General features: G+C 50.7%; 21 protein-coding genes. 17 read left to right on the forward strand and 4 right to left on the reverse strand.

Annotation, left to right across the window (positions count from 1 at the left end):
• Positions 1 to 549: 549 nt before the first annotated feature.
• The 5 genes from FS806_RS17845 (at position 550) to FS806_RS17865 (ending at position 6400) form a co-directional block, all read left to right on the forward strand.
• Positions 550 to 1764 (forward strand): ArnT family glycosyltransferase, encoded by a 1215-nt coding sequence (locus FS806_RS17845; RefSeq protein ID WP_144939347.1) that lies wholly within the window; start codon positions 550 to 552, stop codon positions 1762 to 1764.
• 15 nt (positions 1765 to 1779) lie between these two features.
• Entirely contained in the window at positions 1780 to 2511 is a 732-nt protein-coding gene (locus FS806_RS17850; protein ID WP_222126706.1) for a glycosyltransferase family 2 protein, read from the forward strand.
• On the forward strand, positions 2508 to 2891 hold the full coding sequence (locus tag FS806_RS17855; RefSeq protein WP_144939349.1) for a DUF2304 domain-containing protein: 384 nt from the start codon (positions 2508 to 2510) through the stop codon (positions 2889 to 2891). Before FS806_RS17850 ends, FS806_RS17855 begins: the two co-directional genes overlap by 4 nt.
• Positions 2892 to 2969: 78 nt before the next feature.
• The gene (locus FS806_RS17860) at positions 2970 to 4907 is read left to right on the forward strand and encodes an FAD-dependent oxidoreductase (RefSeq protein WP_144939351.1); all 1938 of its coding nucleotides are present in this window, start codon (positions 2970 to 2972) and stop codon (positions 4905 to 4907) included.
• Between the two features lie 116 nt (positions 4908 to 5023).
• Positions 5024 to 6400: an ABC transporter substrate-binding protein gene (locus FS806_RS17865; protein WP_222126707.1), complete on the forward strand. Its 1377-nt coding sequence runs from the start codon at positions 5024 to 5026 to the stop codon at positions 6398 to 6400.
• A 65-nt stretch (positions 6401 to 6465) separates the two neighbouring features.
• On the opposite strand, the gene FS806_RS17870 is transcribed toward FS806_RS17865, so the two are convergent.
• Complete coding sequence (locus tag FS806_RS17870) at positions 6466 to 7140, reverse strand: DUF2642 domain-containing protein (RefSeq protein ID WP_144939355.1); 675 nt, start codon at positions 7138 to 7140, stop codon at positions 6466 to 6468.
• 340 nt (positions 7141 to 7480) lie between these two features.
• Between FS806_RS17870 and FS806_RS25830 the strand changes: the two genes are divergently transcribed.
• Together FS806_RS25830 and FS806_RS17875 are read left to right on the forward strand one after the other, a co-directional pair.
• Complete coding sequence (locus FS806_RS25830) at positions 7481 to 7654, forward strand: hypothetical protein (protein WP_186328416.1); 174 nt, start codon at positions 7481 to 7483, stop codon at positions 7652 to 7654.
• 233 nt (positions 7655 to 7887) lie between these two features.
• Entirely contained in the window at positions 7888 to 8325 is a 438-nt protein-coding gene (locus FS806_RS17875) for a hypothetical protein (RefSeq protein ID WP_144939357.1), read from the forward strand.
• 64 nt (positions 8326 to 8389) lie between these two features.
• Here FS806_RS17875 and FS806_RS17880 read toward each other — a convergent pair whose 3' ends face one another.
• Entirely contained in the window at positions 8390 to 9445 is a 1056-nt protein-coding gene (locus FS806_RS17880; RefSeq protein ID WP_313960600.1) for a CotH kinase family protein, read from the reverse strand.
• A 356-nt stretch (positions 9446 to 9801) separates the two neighbouring features.
• Here FS806_RS17880 and FS806_RS17885 point away from each other — a divergent pair, with 356 nt between their 5' ends.
• The 4 genes from FS806_RS17885 to FS806_RS17900 all read left to right on the forward strand — a co-directional run bounded on the left by FS806_RS17885 (position 9802) and on the right by FS806_RS17900 (position 15551).
• The gene (locus tag FS806_RS17885; RefSeq protein WP_144939361.1) at positions 9802 to 10500 is read left to right on the forward strand and encodes a hypothetical protein; all 699 of its coding nucleotides are present in this window, start codon (positions 9802 to 9804) and stop codon (positions 10498 to 10500) included.
• Positions 10501 to 10655: 155 nt separating this feature from the next.
• A complete protein-coding gene (locus tag FS806_RS17890; RefSeq protein ID WP_144939363.1) occupies positions 10656 to 11483 on the forward strand; it encodes an aldo/keto reductase in 828 nt (275 codons plus the stop codon).
• A gap of 442 nt (positions 11484 to 11925) precedes the next feature.
• Complete coding sequence (locus tag FS806_RS17895) at positions 11926 to 12390, forward strand: MarR family winged helix-turn-helix transcriptional regulator (RefSeq protein WP_144939365.1); 465 nt, start codon at positions 11926 to 11928, stop codon at positions 12388 to 12390.
• Positions 12390 to 15551 (forward strand): MMPL family transporter, encoded by a 3162-nt coding sequence (locus FS806_RS17900; protein ID WP_144939408.1) that lies wholly within the window; start codon positions 12390 to 12392, stop codon positions 15549 to 15551. Before FS806_RS17895 ends, FS806_RS17900 begins: the two co-directional genes overlap by 1 nt.
• A 170-nt stretch (positions 15552 to 15721) precedes the next feature.
• Here the strand turns inward: FS806_RS17900 and FS806_RS17905 are convergent, their stop codons facing one another.
• Both FS806_RS17905 and FS806_RS17910 read right to left on the reverse strand, forming a co-directional pair.
• Positions 15722 to 17068, reverse strand: coding sequence for a hypothetical protein (locus FS806_RS17905; RefSeq protein ID WP_144939367.1), 1347 nt, complete (start codon positions 17066 to 17068; stop codon positions 15722 to 15724).
• Between the two features lie 114 nt (positions 17069 to 17182).
• Positions 17183 to 17719, reverse strand: coding sequence for an FxLYD domain-containing protein (locus FS806_RS17910; protein ID WP_144939369.1), 537 nt, complete (start codon positions 17717 to 17719; stop codon positions 17183 to 17185).
• 304 nt (positions 17720 to 18023) lie between these two features.
• Between FS806_RS17910 and FS806_RS17915 the strand changes: the two genes are divergently transcribed.
• The 6 genes from FS806_RS17915 to FS806_RS26280 all read left to right on the forward strand — a co-directional run bounded on the left by FS806_RS17915 (position 18024) and on the right by FS806_RS26280 (position 23891).
• The gene (locus FS806_RS17915) at positions 18024 to 18986 is read left to right on the forward strand and encodes an AAA family ATPase (protein WP_144939371.1); all 963 of its coding nucleotides are present in this window, start codon (positions 18024 to 18026) and stop codon (positions 18984 to 18986) included.
• A gap of 3 nt (positions 18987 to 18989) precedes the next feature.
• Positions 18990 to 20093, forward strand: a complete 1104-nt coding sequence (locus FS806_RS17920) for a DUF58 domain-containing protein (protein WP_144939373.1) — start codon at positions 18990 to 18992, stop codon at positions 20091 to 20093.
• A gap of 1 nt (position 20094) precedes the next feature.
• Positions 20095 to 21417, forward strand: coding sequence for a DUF4129 domain-containing protein (locus FS806_RS17925; protein WP_260982154.1), 1323 nt, complete (start codon positions 20095 to 20097; stop codon positions 21415 to 21417).
• A 335-nt stretch (positions 21418 to 21752) separates the two neighbouring features.
• A complete protein-coding gene (locus FS806_RS17930; RefSeq protein WP_144939378.1) occupies positions 21753 to 23195 on the forward strand; it encodes an MATE family efflux transporter in 1443 nt (480 codons plus the stop codon).
• Positions 23196 to 23274: 79 nt separating this feature from the next.
• Positions 23275 to 23577, forward strand: a complete 303-nt coding sequence (locus FS806_RS17935; protein ID WP_144939380.1) for a hypothetical protein — start codon at positions 23275 to 23277, stop codon at positions 23575 to 23577.
• Between the two features lie 158 nt (positions 23578 to 23735).
• The gene (locus tag FS806_RS26280) at positions 23736 to 23891 is read left to right on the forward strand and encodes a hypothetical protein (protein ID WP_397347762.1); all 156 of its coding nucleotides are present in this window, start codon (positions 23736 to 23738) and stop codon (positions 23889 to 23891) included.
• Positions 23892 to 23948 lie beyond the last annotated feature (57 nt).

A 23948-nucleotide genomic window follows, 5' to 3' on the forward strand; every position in this document is an offset into this window, starting at 1 on the left:
AGCGTCTTTAGGCGCAGTTTGGCAACAGGGGGTTATACCCCAAGAGCAAACCACCCGTTGGACGGGTGGTTATGATTTCATCGGTAAACGCGCCCGTCCTAAGGACGGCGATAGCCGTTTAACCTTGTTACAGGAATAGAATTTTTGTGGGAGGAAATAGACGATATCGAGCCTATCCTGCAAAGCATAGACGGGGCTTACGGAACTGAGAGACGTTATTGGGCGAAAAAAAGGGTCGAGTTCGAATTCTTGCGGAACTGAGTGACGTTATTGCCTTCAAATTGCGAGGATTTTGCCTCTGATTTCTCAAATAGAGGTGCTGAGTTCCGCTACATTTTAGTGAAGACGCCGGATCAAAGAAATAAGGCTGCTGAGTTCCGTTACGGTGAGGGATGGAGCCTCGAAGGGATATTCGAATCATTTTCGGGTGCCATCAATTATTAATTTTTGTTAAGGATTACTTAAGCGCCCGATAAGAGGGAGCAAACGAGTCATTAATAAGTAGCTTGTATACTAATGCCATCAAGTCTTCCTGTAGGAGATGAATCCATGAACCGATCCAAAATCATTCTGATGGCGTTAATAGCCATTCTTCTGCTGGCTGCTTATTTGCGGGTTGACTTCCTGCGGTCGGTCGCGCATGAAATGCCCCATGACTCTATCAACTATGATCTCATGGTCCGGCTGCTTCTGGAGCAAGGAGTCTACGCTTATAACGATACCAGCCCGAATGCTCAGGTAACACCGGGGTATCCCCTATTCATGGCGGCGATCTACTGGCTGGCCGTCTACCAATTGAACGATCCGCTGCCCTGGATCCGGATGGCCCAGGTTGTGCTCAGCCTGTTGTCCGTATGGCTGATGTACAGTATCGCCCGCCAGTTATCCAATGCGGCAGGCGGTCTGGCCGCAGCATTCCTGGCCGCCATCTATCCGCCCTTCGTATGGGCGAACGGAGCCATCCTTACGGAAGTTCTCGGTATCTTCCTGCTGCTTTCACACATATGGGCACAGATCCGGGTATTTCGCACTCCAACGGTGTCAATGGCTCTGGCCTCGGGTATCCTGTTGGGTCTGACGGTTCTGGTCCGGCCGGAATATCTGCCCCTGATTGCCGTTAATTACTTATTCTACTGGCTCTGGAAGAAGAATACGAGAGAGGTTCTGAAGCTGTTTGCTTTATCCTTAATCGGCCTGGTGCTTGTCCTTATGCCCTGGTGGATACGCAATGCGGTGACGCTGGACGAATGGGTTCTTACCGCCACCCAAGCCAATCCGTTCAAAGCCGGAACCTACCCGTACAAAAACTATGATGACGGACTGGTGGATGAAGCCGGAAAAACGGAGATGGAAGTGGCCTGGGAAAGGTTGAAGACCGGATTTTCGACCCAACCGTGGCTGTTCGTTAAATGGTACACCGCCGGCAAGCTGCAGTACCTCTATGAGCATGTTTATTACGGCGGAGGCCACGAGCCTTTCTACAATGTCATTCCCGGGGTCCATCCGGATCGGGTTCATCATGCCCTGCTTTTTCCGGGAGTGCTGGCTGCGGTTGCCATTCTCCTCCGCTGGAGGCAGATGCCGACTCTGCTGGTCGTTATCATAGCGGCGATGACGCTGATTCGGCTCGGTTTTGTACCGGAATACCGGTATAACGTCATGACGATGCCTCTGATTATTATGATCGACTGCATTGTCGGCGTGAAGGCTTGGCAATGGCTGTCTGCCAGGCGGAGGCTTCAAGTGTCCAAAATCGAAGGATAAAGGATGGGATGCTCCATGTCATTCTCTTCTCTTAATTTGAAAGTGCTGATTATTGTGCCGGCCTACAACGAAGCGAAACAAATCAAAGCCGTCATAGAAGATATCCGGGTCCATGCCCCATACGCGGATATTGTCGTAGTTAACGACGGCTCCGGGGACGACACTTTGCAGCAGGCTCTGCTTACCGGAGCAGCCGTCTTGAATCTGCCCTATAACCTGGGCATAGGAGGCGCTGTTCAGACGGGGTATTTGCACGCTATGAATGGAGGCTACGATATAGCCGTGCAAATCGACGGCGATGGTCAGCATGATCCGGCGGACTTACGTCAATTGTTGAGCGACCTGGTCAACAGCGGGGCGGATATGGTGATCGGTTCCCGTTTTCTGGACAAGGCAGGGTATCAATCGACCTGGTTGAGGAAGATCGGTATTCGCCTCCTCTCGACTCTTGTCTCCAGGCTAACCGGACATCAGGCAACGGATACCACGTCGGGATTTCGCGTATGCGGGAGAAGGGCGATCTCCCTGTTTGCGCAATTATATCCGACGGATTATCCCGAGGTGGAGTCCCTCATCCTGTTGAACAATCACGGGCTCCGGTTTATTGAAACCCCGGTTACGATGCGCCGCCGGGCATTTGGAAAATCGAGCATCACAGCGCTCAAGTCGATGTACTACATGATTAAAGTAACGCTGGCAATCTTCCTTTCGCATTCGTGGAAGGCCGGGCGGGAGCAGCCATCATGACCGCTTATATCTTCTATCTTTGTTTCGGACTGAGCTTCGCTTTCCTGATCGCCATCCTTCGGCTGGTCCGGTTAAAAAAGCTGAAGGAGCAGTATTCCTTCTTATGGCTGGCATTAAGCGGCGTCATGATGGTCCTCTCCCTGTTTCCGTACGGGCTGGACTGGCTGGCTGTCCGGCTTAACGTTTCGTACCCTCCTTCGCTGCTGTATGTGTTGGCCGTTCTCGGGATATTGTTCATCTTGCTGCATTTAACCGTAGCGGTATCCCGCTTAACCGAACGGACGACCAGGCTGGCCCAGTCGGCGGCGCTCTATGAGGAGAGGCTGCGACAATTGGAAGAAGGCCGGGTTCAGGATCAGAATATACATTCTGGCCGTTGACGAACAAATAGAGAAGACATCACGTCAGGCACACGACGCGTTTAGTTGTTTAAACTTACAGAAAATAAGAGGTGCACTATGTCTAAGAAACGATTATTTACAGTTGCCGCTGCCCTAGTTGTCCTTCTGGGAGCATGTGCGGGTTGGTTTTATTTTAAAGGAAAAGCAGAAACTCCGGCTCCGGCAGCCGGGCCGGCGGGCAGGGAGCTCAAGCAGGTGGTTTCGGTGGAACAGCTTCAGGATAAGTATGACGTCATCGTCGTCGGCACCGACCCGGAAGGAATCAGTGCGGCCGTTTCAGCCGCGCGCAACGGTGCTAAGACTTTGCTGATCGAAAATCGGCAGCGTGAAATATTGGGAGGCCTGATGACGGTCGGATGGCTGAACAGTATCGACATGAATTGGGACCGGACCAGCAAGTCCTTGCCCGGCCAGGAGCAGGATTATTTTAACAAAGGGATTTTTAGAGAATGGTACAAAAAAACAGAAGGCCATTCCTTTGATGTGACGACTGCGGCCAACGCCTTCTACGATTTGGTGAGCAAGGAGAGCAATATCGATCTCTACATGTCTGCACAAGACGTCAAGCCGATCGTTTCCGAAGGAAGCGCGAAGGCCGTGGAGGGAATCACGGTGACGAAAGCGGACGGATCGACACAGGACATTCTGGCGAAGTCGGTCATCGATGCGACGCAGGATGCGGACATTGCCGCGGCTGCCGGGGTGGAGTTCACGATGGGCCGCGAGGATATAGGGGACCCGAATTCGCGGATGGCGGTGACGGCTATTTTCCGCCTGAAGAATATGGATGACAAAGCCTGGAAGCTGATTGCCGATCGCTTGAACGGTGACGGAGACAGCAATACCGGCGTCAGCAAAATGTCCGCATGGGGATATGGGAAGGAAATGAGCGGCTATCTGCCGCTGGATAACGAACGGACCAAAATGCGCGGTCTGAACATAGGCCGGCAGCGGGACGGTACGATTTTGATCAACGCGCTGCACATCTTCAACATTGACGGGCTGGATCCGGAATCTCGCGAGGAAGGATTGGAATTGGCGAAACAGGAAATTCCGAATGTGGTCGAATACCTCAAGCAGTACAAAGAATTTGAGAATGCGGAACTGGATGCCATTGCCCCGGAGCTGTACGTTCGCGAGACAAGACATATGGTCGGATTATACCGGCTCAGTATTATTGATTTATTGGAAAACCGCGACCAATGGGATCGCATAGCCTTCGGTTCTTATCCGGCGGATATTCAGCGGACCTCGCCTTCGGATGACGGCGCCATTGTTGTACATCCGATGAAGTATGCCGTCCCGTTCCGCAGCATTGTTCCGCAGGATATCGACGGATTGCTGGTGGTCGGGCGGTCCGCCAGCTATGACACTCTGGCCCATGGGAGTGCGAGAGTCATCCCGACCGGAATGGCCGAAGGCCAGGCGGCCGGAGCTGCAGCGAAATTAGCGGAGGAGCACGGCGTCACCTTCCGTGAGATGGCCGCATCCAAACCGCTGATTGAAGTGCTCCAGAAGCGGCTGAATGAACAAGGAATGGAGCTGGAGCCTTATACCTTGGAGCCTCAGCCATACATGAAGCATAAGAATTATGCCGGACTTAAAGCTGCTGTTTATATGGGATTGGCTTATGGTTCTTACGGCAACCAAGCGTTCGATCTGGATCGGGCCTCCAATGCCCAGCGCATGGTTAATCAGATGAATGGGGCCAGACGGATGTTCCCCAAGCAATTGCCAGGTGACCCTTATACGGCCTTGAAGGGCGTGGAGGAGCCTGCCAAGAAGCCTCTTAGTCTGCAGCAGGCGTGCTTGACGATAGCCGAAGCTGCCGGATTGGAAACCACTCGGGAACAGGCCGTCAATGATTTGTTGAACAAGTCAATCATTACGCAGGCCACAGTGGATCTTGTCGCCGATCCGGAGCAGATAACGGATGGGGAAGCCTTCATGCTGCTTAAAGATACGATAGAAAGCCTGACCGATGTACAGTTGTGATCAGCTCAATGACCGCGGCTCGGATAAGAGAATGAGAGAGAATTAAGATAATATTAAGCAGTTAAAATGGGACATTATGTTATTATTACTTGTATATGGAACTTTCCTTGGGAGGAGTGAGAAATTTGAGGCGCTGGGTGAGAGGCGGATGGCTTGTTCTATTATCCGCAATCCTATTGTCAGGCTGTACATTGGGGGGCGGGAAGCAAACCGAAGAGTGGGGGGAAGAAGAAACGGCTACCATCAAAGTGATGTACTATGATGAGCAATCTTTCTTCCAGACCTACGGCAACCTGTTCTATGCGAAATATCCAAATATCAACCTAGAGGTCGTTTCCACACAAGAGATTTATAAGCCGGATACCGATTACAGAGAGGAATTCAGAAAATTTATTGAAGAGAAGCAGCCCGATATTCTTATGCTGTCAGCCGATGAATATGAGAAGTACGCAGCCGAAGGATATTTAACCGACCTGGATAGCTTGATTAAACAAAGCAATTTTGATCTGGACGGCATTCTGCCGGGCGTTATTGACTATCTAAAGTCTAGAGGTGACGGGAAGCTGTATGGAATGTCCCCGACCTTCAACGGACAAGCCTTGTTCTACAACAAGAATTTGTTCCAACAAGTAGGAGTTCCCTTGCCGCGGGACCAGATGAGCTGGCAGGAAGTATTTGATTTGGCCGGGCGTTTTTCGGGAACCAATGAGGATGGTCAGAAAATTTACGGGTTGAGCCTGGGGAATTACACGACTCCGGACTACGCAATAAGAATGGTTGGCGAAACGATGAGGCAGACCTATGTTAATCCCGACAGTATGGCCGTAACCGTAAATACGGACAGCTGGAGGCAAATCTTCCAGATGGTGCTTGATGCCTATCAATCGGGGGCTTTGCATCAGGAAGAGATGGAATCCGGTCCGCGATCATTCTATACGATGGAAGACTATTTTAAGGAGCAGGTATTTATTGGCGGCCGGGCTGCCATGTCGGTGGACTATTTCTATGCGCTTGGAAATCTTCAGCGCGCGAAAGATGTGCTGCAGGACAAGATTCCGGATTGGGGCATCGTGACGGTCCCTGTAGATCCAAGCAACCCTGATTCAAGCAGTTTCTTCTCGCTTAATCAAATTTTTGCCATCAATGCTAAAACATCGAACCCCCGTGCAGCATGGGAATTTATTAAATACCTTAGCGGAGATGAATATGCGCGGGTCATATCCAGATCGCTGGGTAATAATGGTCTGCCGGTCCGGACCGAATATATTAAAGATCCGGAGGACCGGAATATCCAGGCCTTCTACAAGCTGAAGCCGGAAGAGACTTCCTTGTATAGCAACTATGATAAGCTGCCGGCAGCCTTCCTATCCTCCCTGAACCAAATGATACGTGAGGAGTTGGAGTTGGTAATGAAGAACGAGAAGAGCGTGGACGAAGCCCTGAATGATATTCAAGAGAAAGGTCAGGCGGAGCTGAATCAAGCCAAAGAGTAAGGTAGTTTTATCACGAAGAAAACCGGCCTCTCCAGCAATGGATGAGGCCGGTTTTCTTTTTTTCGTTAAGGCAGATGGATGGTTTTGATATGGTCCATATGAAGAACAACGGTTTCCCCTTTGGCCGTGACCAGATCCAATGTCGGGGCATCCACCGACCGAAGCAGCCCGATCTTGCTGGGATTCTCCCCGAGATCCAGAACCACGAATTCCCCCTCCAGCTTCTTCAATTGCTGGTCGAAAGTACGGGATAATGTCAGGCTTGCCGGCTTAACCGGAAAACGCTCGTGATGAAGGGAGTAAGGGGTGGAACTGGTCGTATAAGGAATCAAGTATTTGACATGGTGCAAGGGAATGTAAATTGTATGAAACACTGGAGAATAGAAGACAAAGTAGTCATTCATAATGCTGGTCAAGTAACCGTGGATAGATTGGCTCCCGGTAATATAGAGCTCTGAGAAAACACCCTTGGCGTTCATCAGTATTTTACGGTAAGAAATGGTTTCTGCTTGTTTGTCAAAAGGGGCTTCCCCTGGAACAGGGATCATGTCCTCTCCCGTAAGCAAAACCTGCCGGATAGTCTTAAGATGAAGAAGGGGAATATATAGAAATTGCAATGAACGGTTATGAATGACGAGGATATCATCTCCCAAATCCACCAGGGTCCCCTGGATTGGGCTGTGTCTTCCCGAGATTTCCAGCTCAACCGTTTGACCGACAAGAGAACGAAGGTGACCCATCAAGTAACAACCTCCTTCCGAATATCACTAGTGTTTATTTCTACTACAAGTATATGTATCTCATAGAGTAGAAGGACTGGATGTCCAACTATTCTTTCTATAAAATCCGCTTCGATCCATAGAAGTGGTAGATGCGCTGAAAGAGGCGGACACGTTAGTAGATAGAAGTGGATTTTCTCTATCATCGGGCGTAACGCTCAAGCAAGGGATAAATCCTATACATAAACATGGAGTATGATTAACCTCTAATGATATGTGGAAGGCGGTAGATAGAGAAGAAGAACCGATGTCCCCTGATTTTAAGACAGCCAGGGATTAAGGAGCAAAGGGGGAAAATAAGTTGATTCTATTAATAATAATTACGGCGGCAGGGGTTTCAATCTATTATTTATTGAAGCCATCCGGAGTCGCGGAATGGCAAGCGGAGCCTTACCCGCCGCCTTCTCAACCCGAGTCGTTCTATTTGGAAACACCCGTCATAGCTGCACACCCGCAGCCTGCATACGAGAAGTAGATTCGAGCGATAGCGGCCAATCCCATTGATTCCATGCAAGCTATCGTTTGATTAATCTACATTATTAAACCGTAGGGGGAGTATGTCTATGTCCAAAATTTGCTGGGGAAGCAAGAAAAAAGCAAGTGGCAAGAACCGAAAGAAAAAGCACTGGGGCTGTTCATGTGGCAAAAGAAAAAGCAGCGTAGAACGAACCGGCTCAAGTTTGACATGGGGTGGAAAACGCCGGAGCAGTGACTGCTGTAAGCGATGCGATTCTTGCCGCAAGCGGGGAGAAAGAAGTCAGGGCAGCGGAGGCTGCGGAAGCTGTCAGCGCAGCGTTCAACGCAGTGATCACCGCAGCAGCCGAAGCTGTCATCGGAAAGATCACCGGAGTGATCACCGCGATCACCGCAGCGGCCGAAGCTGTCATCGGGACGATCACCGGAGCGATCACCGCGATCACCGCAGCGGACATCGGGACGATCACCGGAGTGGGCGCCGCGGACACCGCAGCAAACATCGGGACGATCACCGGAGCGGTCACCGCGGACACCGCAGCAAACATCGGGACGATCACCGGAGCGGTCACCGCGGACACCGCAGCAGACATCGGGACGATCACCGGAGTGGGCATCACGGACACCACAGCAGTCATTAGCAATACGGCTAATGGAAGACGGAAGGGTTAGGCGTTGTCCTAACCCTTCTTTTTCGTCATGCTGCCAAGCTTAAGCAGGCGACGGGTATTCTTCGCTATAGCTTGGTCAATTCACTCGCCACCAACCGCCTTCTTTCTACAATATAGTTGCGAATAAAGTCGGGTTCCCCCTGAAAAGTGGAATAGGACCATTTTCGTTCATAATCCCTGTAAATATAGGGGGAAATGTTGGAGTGGAGCTGATCAACTACTGGCATAATTCGTTTTGTAGTAAAGGTATTGCGCCATATATTTTCAAGAATCGTTTTATAGCGTTTACGCACTTTGGAATATTCCAACAGCTTCTTGGTCAGATGGTTATACCCGGTAATTCTAACCAGATTGCTGCCGCATGGCTTTCCGTAACAATTTCTTCCCCAGGTTCCTTCGTAGTCCCAGGGAACGATGCGATAGACCTTGCGCACCCTATGGCGATATAAGGCGTAATTGTGATCGAAGCCGTCATAATTTCCGGTATATACGGCCCCAGCCAGCCATTTCAAGTAATTGTCTATATCCAGATTACCTGACAGGAAGGAGTATAACTTCTTGCCGCTTAATGAATTCAGTCTGGCAATGAAGGTTTGCAGCTGCCGGCGGCTCTTGTCGCCCCCCATCACTAATTCGTAACCGTCAAACAATGAATCTTTCCTGCGTTTGGTTTCCGGATCGTTTAAATGAAAGTTGGCGTTATCATTTATGGCGTAGAAGATCGATTGTATAGGAATCTTTCTTCTATTGAAGAAAGATCGGTCCACGGCTTCAATTTCTAAATAAACTCCCAAGCTTCGTTCGTTCATATAAAGCCGAATATGCCTGGTTTGCGGACTGGGGACCCCGATCCATTGGAAGAACTGGAAGGAAAGAGCATTGCGGATCATGGAAGGATCATCATACTCGGCATTCCAGTGATAGGTTTGTTTGTCCTTTACTATTTCAAACGATCTTTTGGGATATTCCCGGGTATGCCCTCCACGATATCTTATTTTTATCGGTTCCCGGGTGCCATTGTTAACGATATAGGCATCCACAAACTTTTTGCTCCATACGTCTTCCTGAAGCTGATCCAATTGATGGCCTCGAATGACTACATGTCGAATAGGCAAACTCATGAACATATCCACCTTCCACATGTTAAACAGATGCCCTTATGCATAGGCAATTACCTTACCTTATGCAGGCGTTCCCCCAGTGGTCACGGCATTTGTCCCGGTTCTGCCATCCGTGAAATCTCTCAACCCTTCCATTAGTTGATAGATATTGGTGGAATTATAGAGAATCGGGATTTACAACTAGTCCCTTCAATCTACGGGGTACATATACTTGAAGTAGAAATAAACATTAATGATAGTTGAAAGGGGGGATCGACCGGGGTTGCTGCTAAAGTTTTATCTCGAGTCGTTTCGTTTGGAGATTGAGAGAGAAGATGCTCTTGCGCTTCAAATCAAAGGGAGAGGAGTTATGATTTATGAGTAACGAATCCAATTATCTCGCGTCGTTAATAGGCAAGGAAGTAAAAATTAACCGTGGAGGACCGGATACGGTCTTGGGTAAGCTCTTGGCGGTTCAATCCGACTACTTGATTCTGCACTGCAGCGACGGAGCCGTATATGTTCAAAACAGTCATGTCAAAAGCATAACGGAAAATAGGGAAAACAAGAGCTCCACTTACGATGAGGCCCCCCGGTATTATGAAGGGGACAGCTTCCATGACGTTCTGGAAAATTTAAAGCACCGCTTCGTACAAATTAACGGAGGCGGTCCAGAGAAGCTGGAAGGCTTCATCGTTGACGTAACCTCCACCCATCTGCTTCTAGTCGTAAAACAAGAAGTGATTCGTGTTCCGATCTTCCATATTCGCAGCATTTGTGTGAAAGAGAAGAATAAGAGTCAAGGAAGCTCGAGTGGCGGCAATAGGAGCGGGGGTAACAAAAGCGGACAAAGAAGCGGTCATAGGAGCGGAAATAGAAGCGGCAGCAAAAGCGGCCATAGGAGCGGACAGAACGTAAGTCACGGAAGCGGTCATAGAAGCGGTCAAAAAAGCACCCGGGGAAGCGGCCATAGACGGGATGATTCCCGTGGAAGCCGTGTTAGAAGCAGAGTTGGAAGCCGCGTTAGAAGCAGAGTACAACGGAGACAAAGCGGCTTGCGGAGAAAAGCCTGGTAATTATCTAAGGATAGCCAACGGCCGGGGCCGGTTCGGAAAGAGCCGGCTTCGGTCTTTTATACATAATTTGCTCCGATTTGGTGTGATTTAACAAAACGTGATATGATTATTATGTAGACAAATGAAGGACAAGTATCGATTAGGAGGGAAAGGTAATGGTCAATCGTTTGGCGGAAAGTACGGAATTAAGCAATGGAGTTAAGATGCCTTGGCTGGGACTTGGAGTTTGGAGAGTCGAGGAGGGCCAAGTAGTGGAGAATGCTGTCCGGTCCGCTCTTAAGATAGGTTACCGGAGCATCGATACGGCCGCCATTTATGGCAACGAGCAGGGAGTGGGCAAAGCAGTCGCGGAATCCGGCATCTCCCGGGAAGAACTATTCATTACGACTAAAGTGTGGAATGAAGATCAAGGATATGATAAGACCCTGAAGGCTTTTGAAGAGAGCCGCAGGAAGCTCGGCTTGGAATATGTAGATTTGTATTTAATTCACTGGCCGGGCAAGGACAAGTACAAGGACACCTGGAAGGCGCTGGAGAAGCTTTATAAAGAAGGTCTCGTCCGGGCGATAGGCGTAAGTAATTTCCACATCCATCATTTGGATAATCTGTTGGCGGATGCGGAAGTGGTGCCGATGGTGAATCAGGTGGAAACTCACCCGCTGCTATCGCAGAAAGAGCTTCTGCAATATTGTAAGGAGCATCGGATTCAGATGGAGGCCTGGAGCCCGCTAATGCAGGGCAACCTCGATCATCCGGTATTGAAGGAGATCGCCGCGGCCCACGGGAAGTCTCCGGCTCAGATTGTGCTGCGTTGGGATCTGCAGAATGGAGTTGTCGTTATTCCGAAATCCATTAATGAGCACAGGATTAAGGAGAACTCGGAAATTTTCGACTTCGAGCTGTCTGCTGAGGAAATGGAGAAAATCGACGGCATGAATGAGAACAAAAGATTCGGCAGCAATCCGGATGAATTTTTGTTCTAAGACAAGGTGTGAACTCGCCTAAGCACGGTTGAACATCAGGGCAGCATTATTCGGTTGATTCGGATTCCGCCTTCTAGGGCGGGTTATAATATCGGGGCGGAGCTGCCCTGGGTTATACATATTTCTACAACCCGGTCTTGGACCGGGTTTTTTGTCGTGCTTAAGCTTACGAACCCTAGTGAAAATTGACCCGGAGGTTCGATACTCGCGAAGTATAAGGGGTATAATGCTGCACTAATAAAAACCGTTGGTAAAGACGATTTAGCTTAAAATTATCAGGCCGTTTAGAAAATCAGCCACGGAACTGGAACTTGTGGATTCACAAGGAAATGGTTTGACTTTGCACGGTGAAAGTTGGTATAGTTTATAACGTCTAATAGTTCAATGATAGAACTATTCACTGATAGAACTAAATAGTCTGCAAGGGGAGGGGGGATCGGTCTTGAGCAAGGAGCAGAAGCTGAAGGAGTGGATTCAGCGGTATGAAGAGGCTCATTTTGTCGTCAATAAGCGGATCAGTCTCATCATTCGGGATAGTATTGAGGATGGCCAGACGATTGAGCAGCACGCTATCCTATGTTACCTTCACGGTTCGAAGCTCTGTACTCCTACGGAGCTGGCCGATGTTTTCGGGGTAGGCAAGAGTGCGATTACGGCCATTGTTACCCGGTTGGAGGATAAAGGGCTGATTGAGCGTGTTCGGGATGATAAGGACCGGAGAATGGTCTACTTGTCGTTGACCGCGGAAGGGGAACGGGTTCGCCGGTTGGCTGTTAGCAAGATAGAGAAGCAAATCGGCTCGTATCTGCAGTATTTCAGTGAGGAAGAAATTGAAACCTTTATTCATTGTTACGAGATGCTGGCCGATCTTATGCAGAATAACGGAGAAGGGGGAGAGGCCCAATGATAAGAGGAATCCTAAAGGCAAGATGGTTTATTCTGGCTGTCTGGATAGCCGCGGTGGCAGTCTTGTTCGTAACGGCGCCCAATATGGCCGATCTGGTTCGGGAGAAGGGACAGATAACGGTTCCGGACGGATATTCTTCCTCGCTTGCGAACAATATTCTGAAGGATGTAGACAAGCAGGGAAGCGGAAATGAGGTTGGCGATACGGTCCTTGTATTTCATAACAAGGACGGATTGACCGCCGACAACCTTGCGGAAATCGAGAGAGCCGTGCAGATGCTCGACAGCAGGAAAGAGCAGCTGGCGCTTACTTCCGTGACGAGCCATTTCGAACAGAAGGAATTGAAGGAGCAGCTTGTATCCGGGGATGGAAAGACGATCATGGTGCTGCTCGGAGGAGATTGGGAGGGACGTTCGACGGCGGAGGTCAGCGATTCCCTCTACAGAGCTCTTGAAGATGTGCAGGTAGAGCATTATTTGACAAGCAGCCATTTTATCGATGAAGATGTGGTGGCCAGCTCCGAGGCAGGCTTGAAGCGAACCGAAGTGATCACGGTCATCTTTATTCTGGTGATCTTGTTTATCGTATTCCGCTCGGCTGTCGCGCCGTTCGTTCCACTGCTGGCCGTAGGCATAAGCTATCTGGCGGCGCAATCGATCGTCGCCTTCCTGGTAGACGGGGTGAACTTCCCGCTATCCAATTTTACTCAAATCTTCATGGTTGCCGTTATGTTCGGTATCGGGACCGATTACTGTATTCTGCTGATAAGCCGGTTTAAGGAAGAGCTGGTCAAGCAGCCGGATGACGTATGGTCCGCCATAGTCGAAACCTATCGGACGGCGGGCAAGACTGTATTTTTCTCCGGTCTGGCCGTTATGGTCGGATTTGCCTCCATCGGGTTCTCGACCTTCATTCTATATCAATCCGCGGCTGCGGTAGCGGTCGGGGTAGGTGTGCTGCTGATCGCTCTGCTTACCTTGGTTCCTTTCTTTATGGCGGTGCTCGGCAGCAAGCTGTTCTGGCCGTCGAAGGGAGCTCTCGAGCATAAACCGAGCCGGATGTGGGAGGCGGCCGGACGCTTTTCCTGGAAGCGCCCGTTGATGACCTTATTGCTTATGGCAGTGCTGGTCGTTCCGCTATTATTGTCCTATGACGGAGTTAAATCGTACAACTCGCTCGATGAAATCGGAGATGATTATAACTCGGTCAAAGCGTTCAACATTATCGCCGACAGCTTCGGCCCCGGTCAGTCGATGCCGGCCAAGATCGTGCTGAAGAATGACCAGCCGATGGATACTTCGGAAGCATTGGCGGCCATTGAGAAGATCAGCCGGGAGATTGAGAAGGTAGAGGGAGTAGAGTCCATTCGCAGCGCGACACGGCCTGTCGGCGAGGAATTGAAGGATCTCCTGGTCACCGAGCAGGTGAAGAAGCTGGATGAGGGCCTGGGAGAAGGCACAGACGGATTGAGTCAAATCCGTGATGGCCTGGCAACAGCCAGCGCCGAGCTAAGCAAATCGGGACCTGAGCTTTCCAAAGCAGCCGAAGGAGTCGGCAGTCTGATGCAAGGCACCGATCAGCTTAAATTCGGCATGACGGAGCTAAATCAAGGGTTGAAGCAAATCGAGCAAGGGATCCGTCAAGGCTCATCCGGTGCGAATGATTTGAAGCAAGGACTGGAGCAGGCCAAGCAGTCTGCGGAGCAGCTTGCCGCGGGAGGCCGGGAACTGCTCGACGGCTACAAGCAGATCGAGAGCGGCATCACTGTGTTCGCCGGGAAATACGGGGAGATCGAGAAGGGCCTGAGCGGAATAAGCGAAGGGCTTGGAGGAATGGAACACAGTGTTCAGAACTTGGCGGAACGCTATCCGGAACTGAAGCAGGATCAGGATTTTATGGCCATTCAGGCAGCGGTGTCCCAAGTGCGCCAAAGCATCGGGCCGCTGGCCGAAGGCTTGACACAGCTTAATGCGGAGTTGGCCAAAGTCGGAGCTTCGCTGGAACAAGCGAACCTCGGCCTGGCACAATCCGTGGAAGGGCAGACCTTGTTAGCAGGGGGTCTGGACAAATTAGTATCCGGCATCGAGCAGCTGCGGACCGGCATGGAGCAGGCGGCGGACGGCCAAGGACAGATTGTGGCCAAAGTGCCCGGAGTGATTCAGGGGCTGGAGCAAATTGCCGCCGGCCAGAAGGAGATCCAGCAAGGCTTCACTCAGCTGGATGATCAGCTTGCTCAGCTTACCGAAGGACTGGAGCAAAGCGTGGAAGGCCTGTCCGAGCTATCCAGCGGACTGGAATCCGCCCAGCAATATTTGAACGGACTGGCGGACTCCTCCGATGAAACGATGGCGGGATGGCATATTCCGGCGGAAGTGCTGGAGAATGAAGATTTCAAACAGGTATTCGACACTTACATGTCTCCCGACCGCAGAGTAGCTACCCTGGATGTCGTATTTACAGGCAATCCTTACAGTACGGAGACCATTGCCAAGATCGATGAAATCAAAGCGGCCGTGGACAGAGCCGTCAAGGGCACGGTATTGTCCGATTCCACCTACGGTATCAGCGGTGTGACCGGAATGTACGCCGACCTGAACGAAATTTCGGCGGCGGATTATTCCAGAACCGTAGTGCTGATGCTTATCGGAATAGCGATTATTCTGATTCTGCTGCTCAGATCGATTATTATGCCGCTCTATCTGATCTTGTCGCTTATTCTGACTTACTTCACATCCGTCGCGGTAGCTGAAGTGGTGTTCGTCGATATTATGGGCTATGCGGGAATCAGTTGGCCTGTGCCATTCTTCGCCTTTGTGATTCTGGTCGCATTGGGCGTCGATTACAGTATATTCCTGATGGACCGCTTCAACGAGTACAAACATTTGCCGGTCAAAGAAGCCATGCTCCATTCAATGAAAAATATGGGGACAGTCATTGTTTCGGCAGCGGTAATTTTGGGAGGAACATTCGCGGCGATGCTGCCATCCGGCGTTCTGTCGCTTCTGCAGATCGCCACGATAGCCATTACCGGGCTCTTCCTGTATGCTTTTGCCTTCATGCCATTCTTTGTCCCGGTGATGATCAGGACGTTCGGCTCCGCCAACTGGTGGCCATTCGCCCCCAAGGACAAAGAAAGCCTGGGCAAGGATCTGTCCATGTAATACAAGGATAAACGGCTATCGCCGTCCTTGGGACAGGCGCGTTTACCGATGAAATATGAGAACAAGTATAAGGCGAAACTTATACTTTCTTATATTTGAACAAAAACGAGGCGCATGCTCTGCATGCGCCTCTCTATTTACTACATAGGAATCTTTATGTTCTTACAGCATCAGGAAGGATTGTCATGATGCTTCAAAGGGCGTTTCTTCCGCAAGATTAAGAGAACAGGATATAGGGCGATGCTGAGCAGAACCGAAACAAAGTACGCGGTCAGCAAGCTCTCGAAGAAAACCTCGGTTTCTTTAGCCCCCGTCTCCATGACGAACATCATGGTCACGAACAGGACGACGAAGGATAGCAGGATAAGCAGGAGAGCCTTCCAGATCGTCGCTTTCCTCAGAAGATAGACGGAACCCGCATAAGCCGGAAGGTATACGACCAAGCCGATCCACCAGTTGCCTGTGGAGATTATTCCGCGGTCAGCCGCTCCGTACAGCAAAGCCAGCCCGAGTGCCAGCAGAATATAGGGAAGCCAGAACGGGATTGCGGCCTTGGCTTTGGCTTCCTTCAGTTTTACCTCCCTTTGCTGATTAGCCTGCTCGCGTGAGGCCGCAGTCGCCAATTGCTCAAAGCGGAGGTGGAAATCCGCGGGCCTGCCGACTCCCGTCCACCCCCGGGCTTGACGAGGGGCGCCTTGGGCCCCGGTATAACGGCCGGGACCCTCCATATGCCGTGCATCGCCTCTGCCGCCGGCCCCCTCATCGGTTTCGGCCATGCTGTCTTGTTGGTCTATGTGGCCGGATGGATCAACGGCCCCGTCTGCCGATTTAATGGCCGCATCCTCGTCTCCGAAGTCCGACAGAGGCCACTCTTCCCTTTCTTTGCCGTAAACCTCCAGCAGTTGTTCGTCGGGAAGAATATCCAAGAGATGAATACAGATCCGAATCGGAATACCGTTCTTGCCGGTTTCCTTCAGCCATTGATTGATGCTGTGGTCATCTTTGAAATAGATCCGGGCCAGCTTCCTTTCGCCCGCCTCCCGATAGATAAAGAACAGGACGGGAAAGATATGGGCGTAAGGCTGTCTCTCGAAAAAGCCGGACTTTTTATACGCATAATGGTATTTCGCAATAAATTTCGAGCCCACGGCTTCTTCCACCTTGGAGAAAGGGACGAATGCGCTCTTTTTGCTTTTCAACTTCTTATCATATTGCTCGAACTCGAACCCGTCCTCGAACAACCGATAGCGGTCCAGGTGGTCATTTTCCCATATTCTTTGACGTCCTGCTCTCACGGCTACCCAGATGAGATACCCTCCGAGCGGCAGTCCGGCGATAAAGCAAATGACGGCCCAGACTGTGCTAAATTGAACAAGATAGAAAGGCAGGGCGACCAAGCCTAAGCCTAACGCCAACAGGAAGAACAGAGCTTCGAAAGTAAGAATCCAATAGAAGGGCTGCATTTTTACTTCCTGACGTTCGTAGAGGACAGGTTTATCCGTATTCCATGTTTCCATAAGTCATCCCCTCTCTTGGCAAGCTGCGGAATATCTTTTATTCACATAAGAATCTTTAAGTTCGTTAAAAGTCTTATTACGAGGCTTACTTCTATTAAGTTTGGATTCTGCTGCTTAGCTCGCTGTCTTGTAGGTCATCCACCGGTATCGGAATTGTTCGATTTTATCATCCGTATAAATGCGTTTCAGCTTCCTGCGTTCACCCGGCTTCAGATCGGTAACCTCGATAGTTTCCGAGATGACCTTGTTGCCGTCCTTGTTGTACAGCATCAGGTTAAGCTTGCCGCTGGCCAAGTGCTGCTGACTATAGTTACCGACATAAACTTCGCTGATATAATCGCCATCATCATTCCCGGAGCTGACGGCTATCACCAATTGATCGGCGGTGGAGAGCTTCGACTTTTGCTGTTGAATGGTTTCGAATTGGCGGTCCAGAATTTCATTCATATGCTGCTCTGCGGAGAAGCTCTCATATTGAATCACACCGTTTACAAATACCGTAATGGCATAGAAGGACAAGAAAGCTTTCAAGGTTCCCGAAAGAATGGTCTTCCGGTCATATTTGCCGAGAATGAGCGAGACTGCCGCAACGACAGTGAGCACTAATGCAATGGAAGCCCAGGGAGTAATAAAAATCGATGTAATATTCACGCGAACAACCACCTCCGATTACCTCAAGAAATAGGGCACAACACCTTGTAAATCATAAACGGTCCCGAGCGAAAAGAAAACCATCTGCCTGAAAAATAGGGCGAATGTCGCAGGGATGAAGCAGGAGTCTGCTTATACCGCATTTAGATAATCATATACGGGGAAGGCCGGTGGACCGTTTCATTTTCGGAGCGAAGTTTAGCGGAAAGCATTTTTTATTGAAAACAGATGGGAAACTCCCGTCATCCAAGGTATAGTAGAATAAGATGGAAGCATAAACATTTACAGGATAGGCGGTGGAACAATGGATTTTGAACAGATCAGAACGTTGGCGGACAGAATCAGGCATAACGTTCACCAGGTGATTGTCGGTAAGGATGAAGTTGTGGATTTGCTGCTGGTTGCGCTTGTCTCTTCCGGTCATGTCCTACTGGAGGACGTTCCGGGAACCGGGAAGACACTGCTGGCCAAGGCGATGGCCAAATCATTGGGATGCACCTTCAGAAGAATTCAGTTTACCCCTGATCTTCTGCCTTCCGATTTGAGCGGGATTAATTATTACAATCAGAAAACGGGTGACTTCGAGTTCAGAGAGGGGCCCATTTTCTCGCAAATTGTCCTGGCCGACGAGATTAACCGCGCTACTCCGCGAACCCAATCCAGCTTGCTGGAATGTATGGAGGAACGGCAGATTACGGTGGATGGCGAGACACGCCGCCTGGACCGGCCATTCCTGGTTATCGCTACGCAGAATCCGGTCGAGAATCAGGGGACTTTTCCTTTGCCGGAGGCCCAGTTGGACCGTTTCCTGATCAAAGTTAAGATGGGATACCCGACATCGGAGGAAGCGGTCGATATTCTCAGACGGTTTAAGGAAGAAAATCCGCTCGACCGGATCGAAGCCGTCGCATCTGCCCGGGATATCGTAGCGGCGCAGGACCGGTATTCGCAGATCAAGGTAAGCGAAGATATATTGCGATATATGATTGCCATCGTTGAGAAAACGAGAGCGCATAGCGAGGTGGCCATGGGCGTCAGTCCGCGGGGAAGCCAAGCTTTATTGAAAGCGGTTCAAGTTTACGCAATCCTGCAAGGAAGAGACTATGTCACTCCCGATGATGTGAAGGCGATGGCCAAGCCGGTGCTGGCTCATCGAATCCTGTTGAGGAACGCCATGCGATACAAGGATCGGATGGACGAGCAGGTGATCGATAAAATATTGGGAGAGACCGAGACTCCCTCCGAAGAGTCATTGCTTAAGAGGTAAGAAATGGGCATACACTGGATTTTATTTGTCAGTTTTATTGTCGTACTTGCCCAGAGCTTTCTATATAAAAGAAAAGCTCTCAAGCATCTGTCCGTCGGGCGAAGCTTCAACAAGGCTGCCGTCTTCGAAGGGGAAGAGGTCCAGCTGGTGGAGAGGATCGCCAACCGCAAGTGGCTGCCTGTTCCCTGGTTGAAGCTGGAGTCGCTGATCCATGCCAATCTGCAGTTTCAGAAGCAGTATAATCTGAATATCAGCGGGGGCCAGATGTTCCAGAATCACTCCAGTCTGTTCAGCTTGATGCCCTACACCCAGATCACCCGCCGGCATTATATCCGCTGCATGAAGAGAGGGGCCTATTCGCTGGATACCGCCACCCTCACTTGCGGAGATCTGCTCGGAATGCAGTCGGTCTTCAAGACCGTCCCCGTTTCGGCCCAGCTGCTGGTCTACCCGAAGACCGTCCCTATGGAAGAGATTCCCCTTCCTTACCGCAGCTGGCAGGGAGACTTGCTCGTACGTCGCTGGATCATGGAGGACCCGTTCATGATCAATGGCGTCCGGGAATACCGCTATGGGGATTCCATGAAGGATGTGAACTGGAAGGCAACGGCCCGGGTCGGCACGCTCCAGGTTCATAACCGGGGGTTTACGGCCGATCACCGGTTGATGATCTGCGTTAATTTCGAAGTGTCTGAGGAAATGTGGAACGCAGTCACCGACCCCGAATTGATCGAACGGGGAATCTCCTATGCGGCGACCTTGGCGGAGGACGGTATCCGGCAAGGGATGGAGGTCGGGTTCGGATGCAACGGTTATACCGTCGATCAGCCGAATGAGGCCGTGCGCATCGAGCCGGTCAGCGGACAGGAGCATCTGACGCTGCTCTATGAGATCATGGCCAAGCTGGTTATAGAGTGCAGCTGCGAGATGTCGGCATTCCTCGAGGCGGAAGCCTGGAACGGAAACCAGAACACGGTCTACCTGTTAATCACTCCTTATGTAAGCGCTAAAATGCAGGATAAAATCCATCGGTTGGAATCAAACGGAAACAGGGTGGAAATCATCCCGCTGAACCGCAGTGAAGGGGGGGAACAGGCCAGTGCGTAGAATGATCCTATCGTTAAAGGGCTGGATGCATGGCTGCATCGAGATGCTGTTGTTTATGCCGCTAGTTATCCTGCCCGGCATTTTCCTCTCCCTAGAAGGCAAGCTCCCGCTATGGCTTGTTCTGCTGGCGGTATTCTATCTGGCGGGTACTACCTCTATTGTCCTTCTACGGATAACGAGGAGGTTTTGGCTGCTGCTGTATGCTCTGGCTGTTACCGGGCTGCTTTCCATAGCCGTCTTTGGCAACGAAGTGGCCGGCTGGGTCACCTGGGCCATCGGCTTGCTCGCCTTCTATAGGGGGGCGTATATGGCCTTCCGGAATGCGGTCGATGTTTACCCGGAGATGTTCTACTGGCTCGGGCCGATTATTTATTTCGTCACCTCCATCTTTTACTTCAAGCTGGAGAGGCTGACCCCTTATATTCCTTTGATGTTTTGGTTCGGACTGGCCTCCCTGGTCGTCAGCATGCTCATGTCCAATCACGTTCATCTGCAATGGGCGGCACTGTCCCGCAACAAGAATCAGAAGGCGGAAGAAGAGCAGAAGCTGGGGGCGGGCCTTCTGTGGCAGAATCGCTTCCTTCTTCTCTTCCTGTTGGTTCTGATCATGCTTGTCAGTCTCTGGAAGCAGATGAAGGACGGCATTGCCTGGCTGTATGCACGGCTGATCGGCTGGCTTAGCACGTTGTTCTCCTCCGAAGAAGCCGAGCTTCCGCCGCCTGAGTCTCCCTCGGCTCCAAACCTGTCCGCGCCTCCCGGGCTCGAGAGGGGAGAGCCGTCCGCATTCTTCGTTTGGCTGGAGAAGGCGGCCTTGTTCGTCTTTTACATCGTTATACTGCTTGCTTCCCTGGCGCTTCTTTATTGGCTCGCCAAGAAAGCGGCCGCTGCTGCCCGCTGGCTTAACCGGTGGCTGGCCGCGAGAATGAACAGGCAGGGCCTGGATTTATCCGAGAGCAGCGGGTATACCGATGAGGAGGAGAAGCTGGAGGGCGGGCTCGGTCATTGGCGCAGAAGCACCGCAGACCGTCTTCAAGCCTGGTTCGAGCAATGGCGAAACCGGGAGCCGAAGTGGGAAGCCTTGCGCAGCGATCGGGATAAGGCCCGCTATCTGTATCGGCATTATATCTGGAAGCAGGTGGAGCAAGGGCGCCCCTTCGACGCGTCATGGACTCCCAAGGAGGCTATGCGTGAATGGAGCGGGAAGGGGATCACCGACGGCGATTCCATCGAGCCGCTTATAGAAGCTTATGAGCAGGCAAGATACGGGGAGCAGGAACCGAATGGCGATCTGGAACGGCTCAAGCAGCGGCTTAGAATCAAGTGAGCCCCGCATAATTAAGAAAAGGGCGGATTCTCTCTATCTATCATCCAAGCTATCGGAACGGAATAGCATAAATTATTATTAAGAGAATCTCCTCTCTCTCTGCCAACTTCATTTACAAGAAAAGCCGGGCCTTGGGGGTTCGGCTTTTCTCGCCATTTGCACGAAGGGGAACGGCAGAGCACCGAACCTACCGCAAAATGGCTGATTCTTCCTGAAAGTCAGTGAATTTATGGAACATTTGGAGGAATTGGGGTTCAGGCAACTGCTGGCTGCGAATGCGTTATCAGGCGGGGTCTAGTATAATATAGGAAAAATGCCAAGTTGCAGAAGCGAAGGTGAACGAAATTAAGGGAGAGCTAGCGAGTCCTAACCCGGAACCAGGCAAGAGGAAAGCTCGTCCTGATGCCGGTCAGTTGTCGGACTCCTTTACCGAAGTCGATATTGATGACCGAAAAGCCGTCCGAAAGCGCATTCTTCAATTAGCCGGACCGTCCCTCGTAGAGATGCTGCTGCTTAATATGGTGCAGATGTTGAATATGATCATGGTAGGGCGGGTAGGAGCGGAGGCTGTGGCTGCGGTTGGGCTGACGAATCAGCCCTTTTTTCTTCTGTTGGCCCTATTTATGACCTTGAACGTAGGGACTACGGTCATTGTGGCCCGTTCCATCGGCTCGGGCGATGTGGAAGAAGCCAATCGTGCCGCCGGCCAGGCCTTCCTGTTGAACATCATCCTTGCCGTAGTCGTCATTCTGTTCAGCTATATATATGCCGAAGATATGCTCATATTAATGGGGGCCTCCCCCGAAGTACTGGTGGAAGGGGTGGCATACGCCAAAATTATTTTCCTGTCCATCGGATTCACGACGGTCTCCATGAGCTTGTCGGCCATATTACGGGGCTCGGGCAATACGAAGACTCCTATGAAAATCAATGTCTTGTCCAATGCACTGGTCGTCCTCATCGGCTTTCCGCTGATCTATGGACTGTTTGGTTTCCCGCGGCTTGGGGTGGTAGGAGCGGCGATTTCTACGATGATAGCTAACTTTACCGCTATGACCTGGGTTGTATATGTTCTGTTCAGCGGCCAATCGACCGTCCGGCTGACGTTAAAATCGATCTTCCGCTTCGATGTCGGACTGATTCGGAAAATATTAAAAATCGGGCTGCCCGCAGCCGGCGAACAATTCGCCATGCGAGGGGGCCAGCTTATTTTCAGCAAGGTCGTCGCCGGATTGGGGACGGTCACCTTTGCCGCCAATCAGATTGCTTTCAGCATTCTCGGACTGACGTTTATGCCCGGAATGGCCTTCGCGCTTGTAGCTACTACGATGGTAGGCCAATCGCTCGGAGCAGGCAAGCCGGAGCTGGCGGATAAATTCGGCTGGGAGATTCGTAAGCTGGGGGTCATCGTAGCTGCTTCGCTGGGCGTGGTCTTTATTCTGTTCGCTCCATACATTATGATGCCGTATACGAATGATCCGGAGATTATCAAGCAGGGGAGCATAGCCCTGAGAGTAGTCGGTTTTGTTCAGGTCTCCCAAGCGACTCAGTTTATATTGGCGGGGGCGCTGCGCGGAGCCGGGGATACGAAGTTTCCTCTATATTCCACTTTCATCGGAGTATGGGGCTTCCGTGTCATTCTCAGCCTGCTGTTCGTGCTATGGTTGGAATGGGGAATACTGGGGGCTTGGCTGGGAATTGCGGCGGATCAGATCATCCGGTCTGTTCTTATCTACCGGCGGTATAAGGGTGGAAAGTGGAAAACGATGAACATGTAGCCCGATTTGCCTGAAACGTATAGCTTGCAGTCACGTAAAATATAATATAGTCGAATAAGTTGTGAGGAGGAAAAGAACTATGAACCGGGATACTGCGCGTTTGCTGGGTGCGATTCAAATAATAATCGAGATAGCTATCATTATCGGATTTGTGTTCGCCCTTATTCCGTTTTTGTATTTATGGTCGTCCGGTTGGGTATTTCCGCTTGTCATTATCAGCTTCATCTTTTCTTTGTTCCTGAAGAACGATACGATGTTCTCGACAGGGCTGAATATTTTGATGGCGGTTCTCAGCTTTATTCCCATTGTCGGTTATCTGTTTCGTATTGTCGCGATTATAGTTTCGTTATACAATATCTCCAAGATCAGAAGGGCTATGTAGTTTAGCGATGAGCGAGATGGGCAGCCCGGCGATCAACGTGAGACAAGATCTGGATATATAATGAGGACAGCTTGTACTGCCGACGAAATGACTTTTGTCGGCAGTTTTTTTGGGGAAAAAGATAAGAAAGAGGGCGCGGAATTCTGGCAGAATTACAAGTGGCAGATGTTCGCACACACTCCGCATTAAATTTATTTACCGATTTCGAGCAATATACGATTTTTAAGCCTGCAGAATTACACATTCCACATGTGAACGAAATGCTGAATCAGGTGATTAGCTGGCCTGCCGCATTAAAATCGGTTCGCAGCTAATGGATTACGATTCGTTATAGAAAGTAACCGGAATCCGGTGGCCAAAATGGTTCCGAT

It is taken from the genome of Paenibacillus sp. 32O-W, from assembly GCF_007679495.1.
In the GTDB taxonomy this organism is placed as follows: domain Bacteria; phylum Bacillota; class Bacilli; order Paenibacillales; family NBRC-103111; genus Paenibacillus_L; species Paenibacillus_L residui.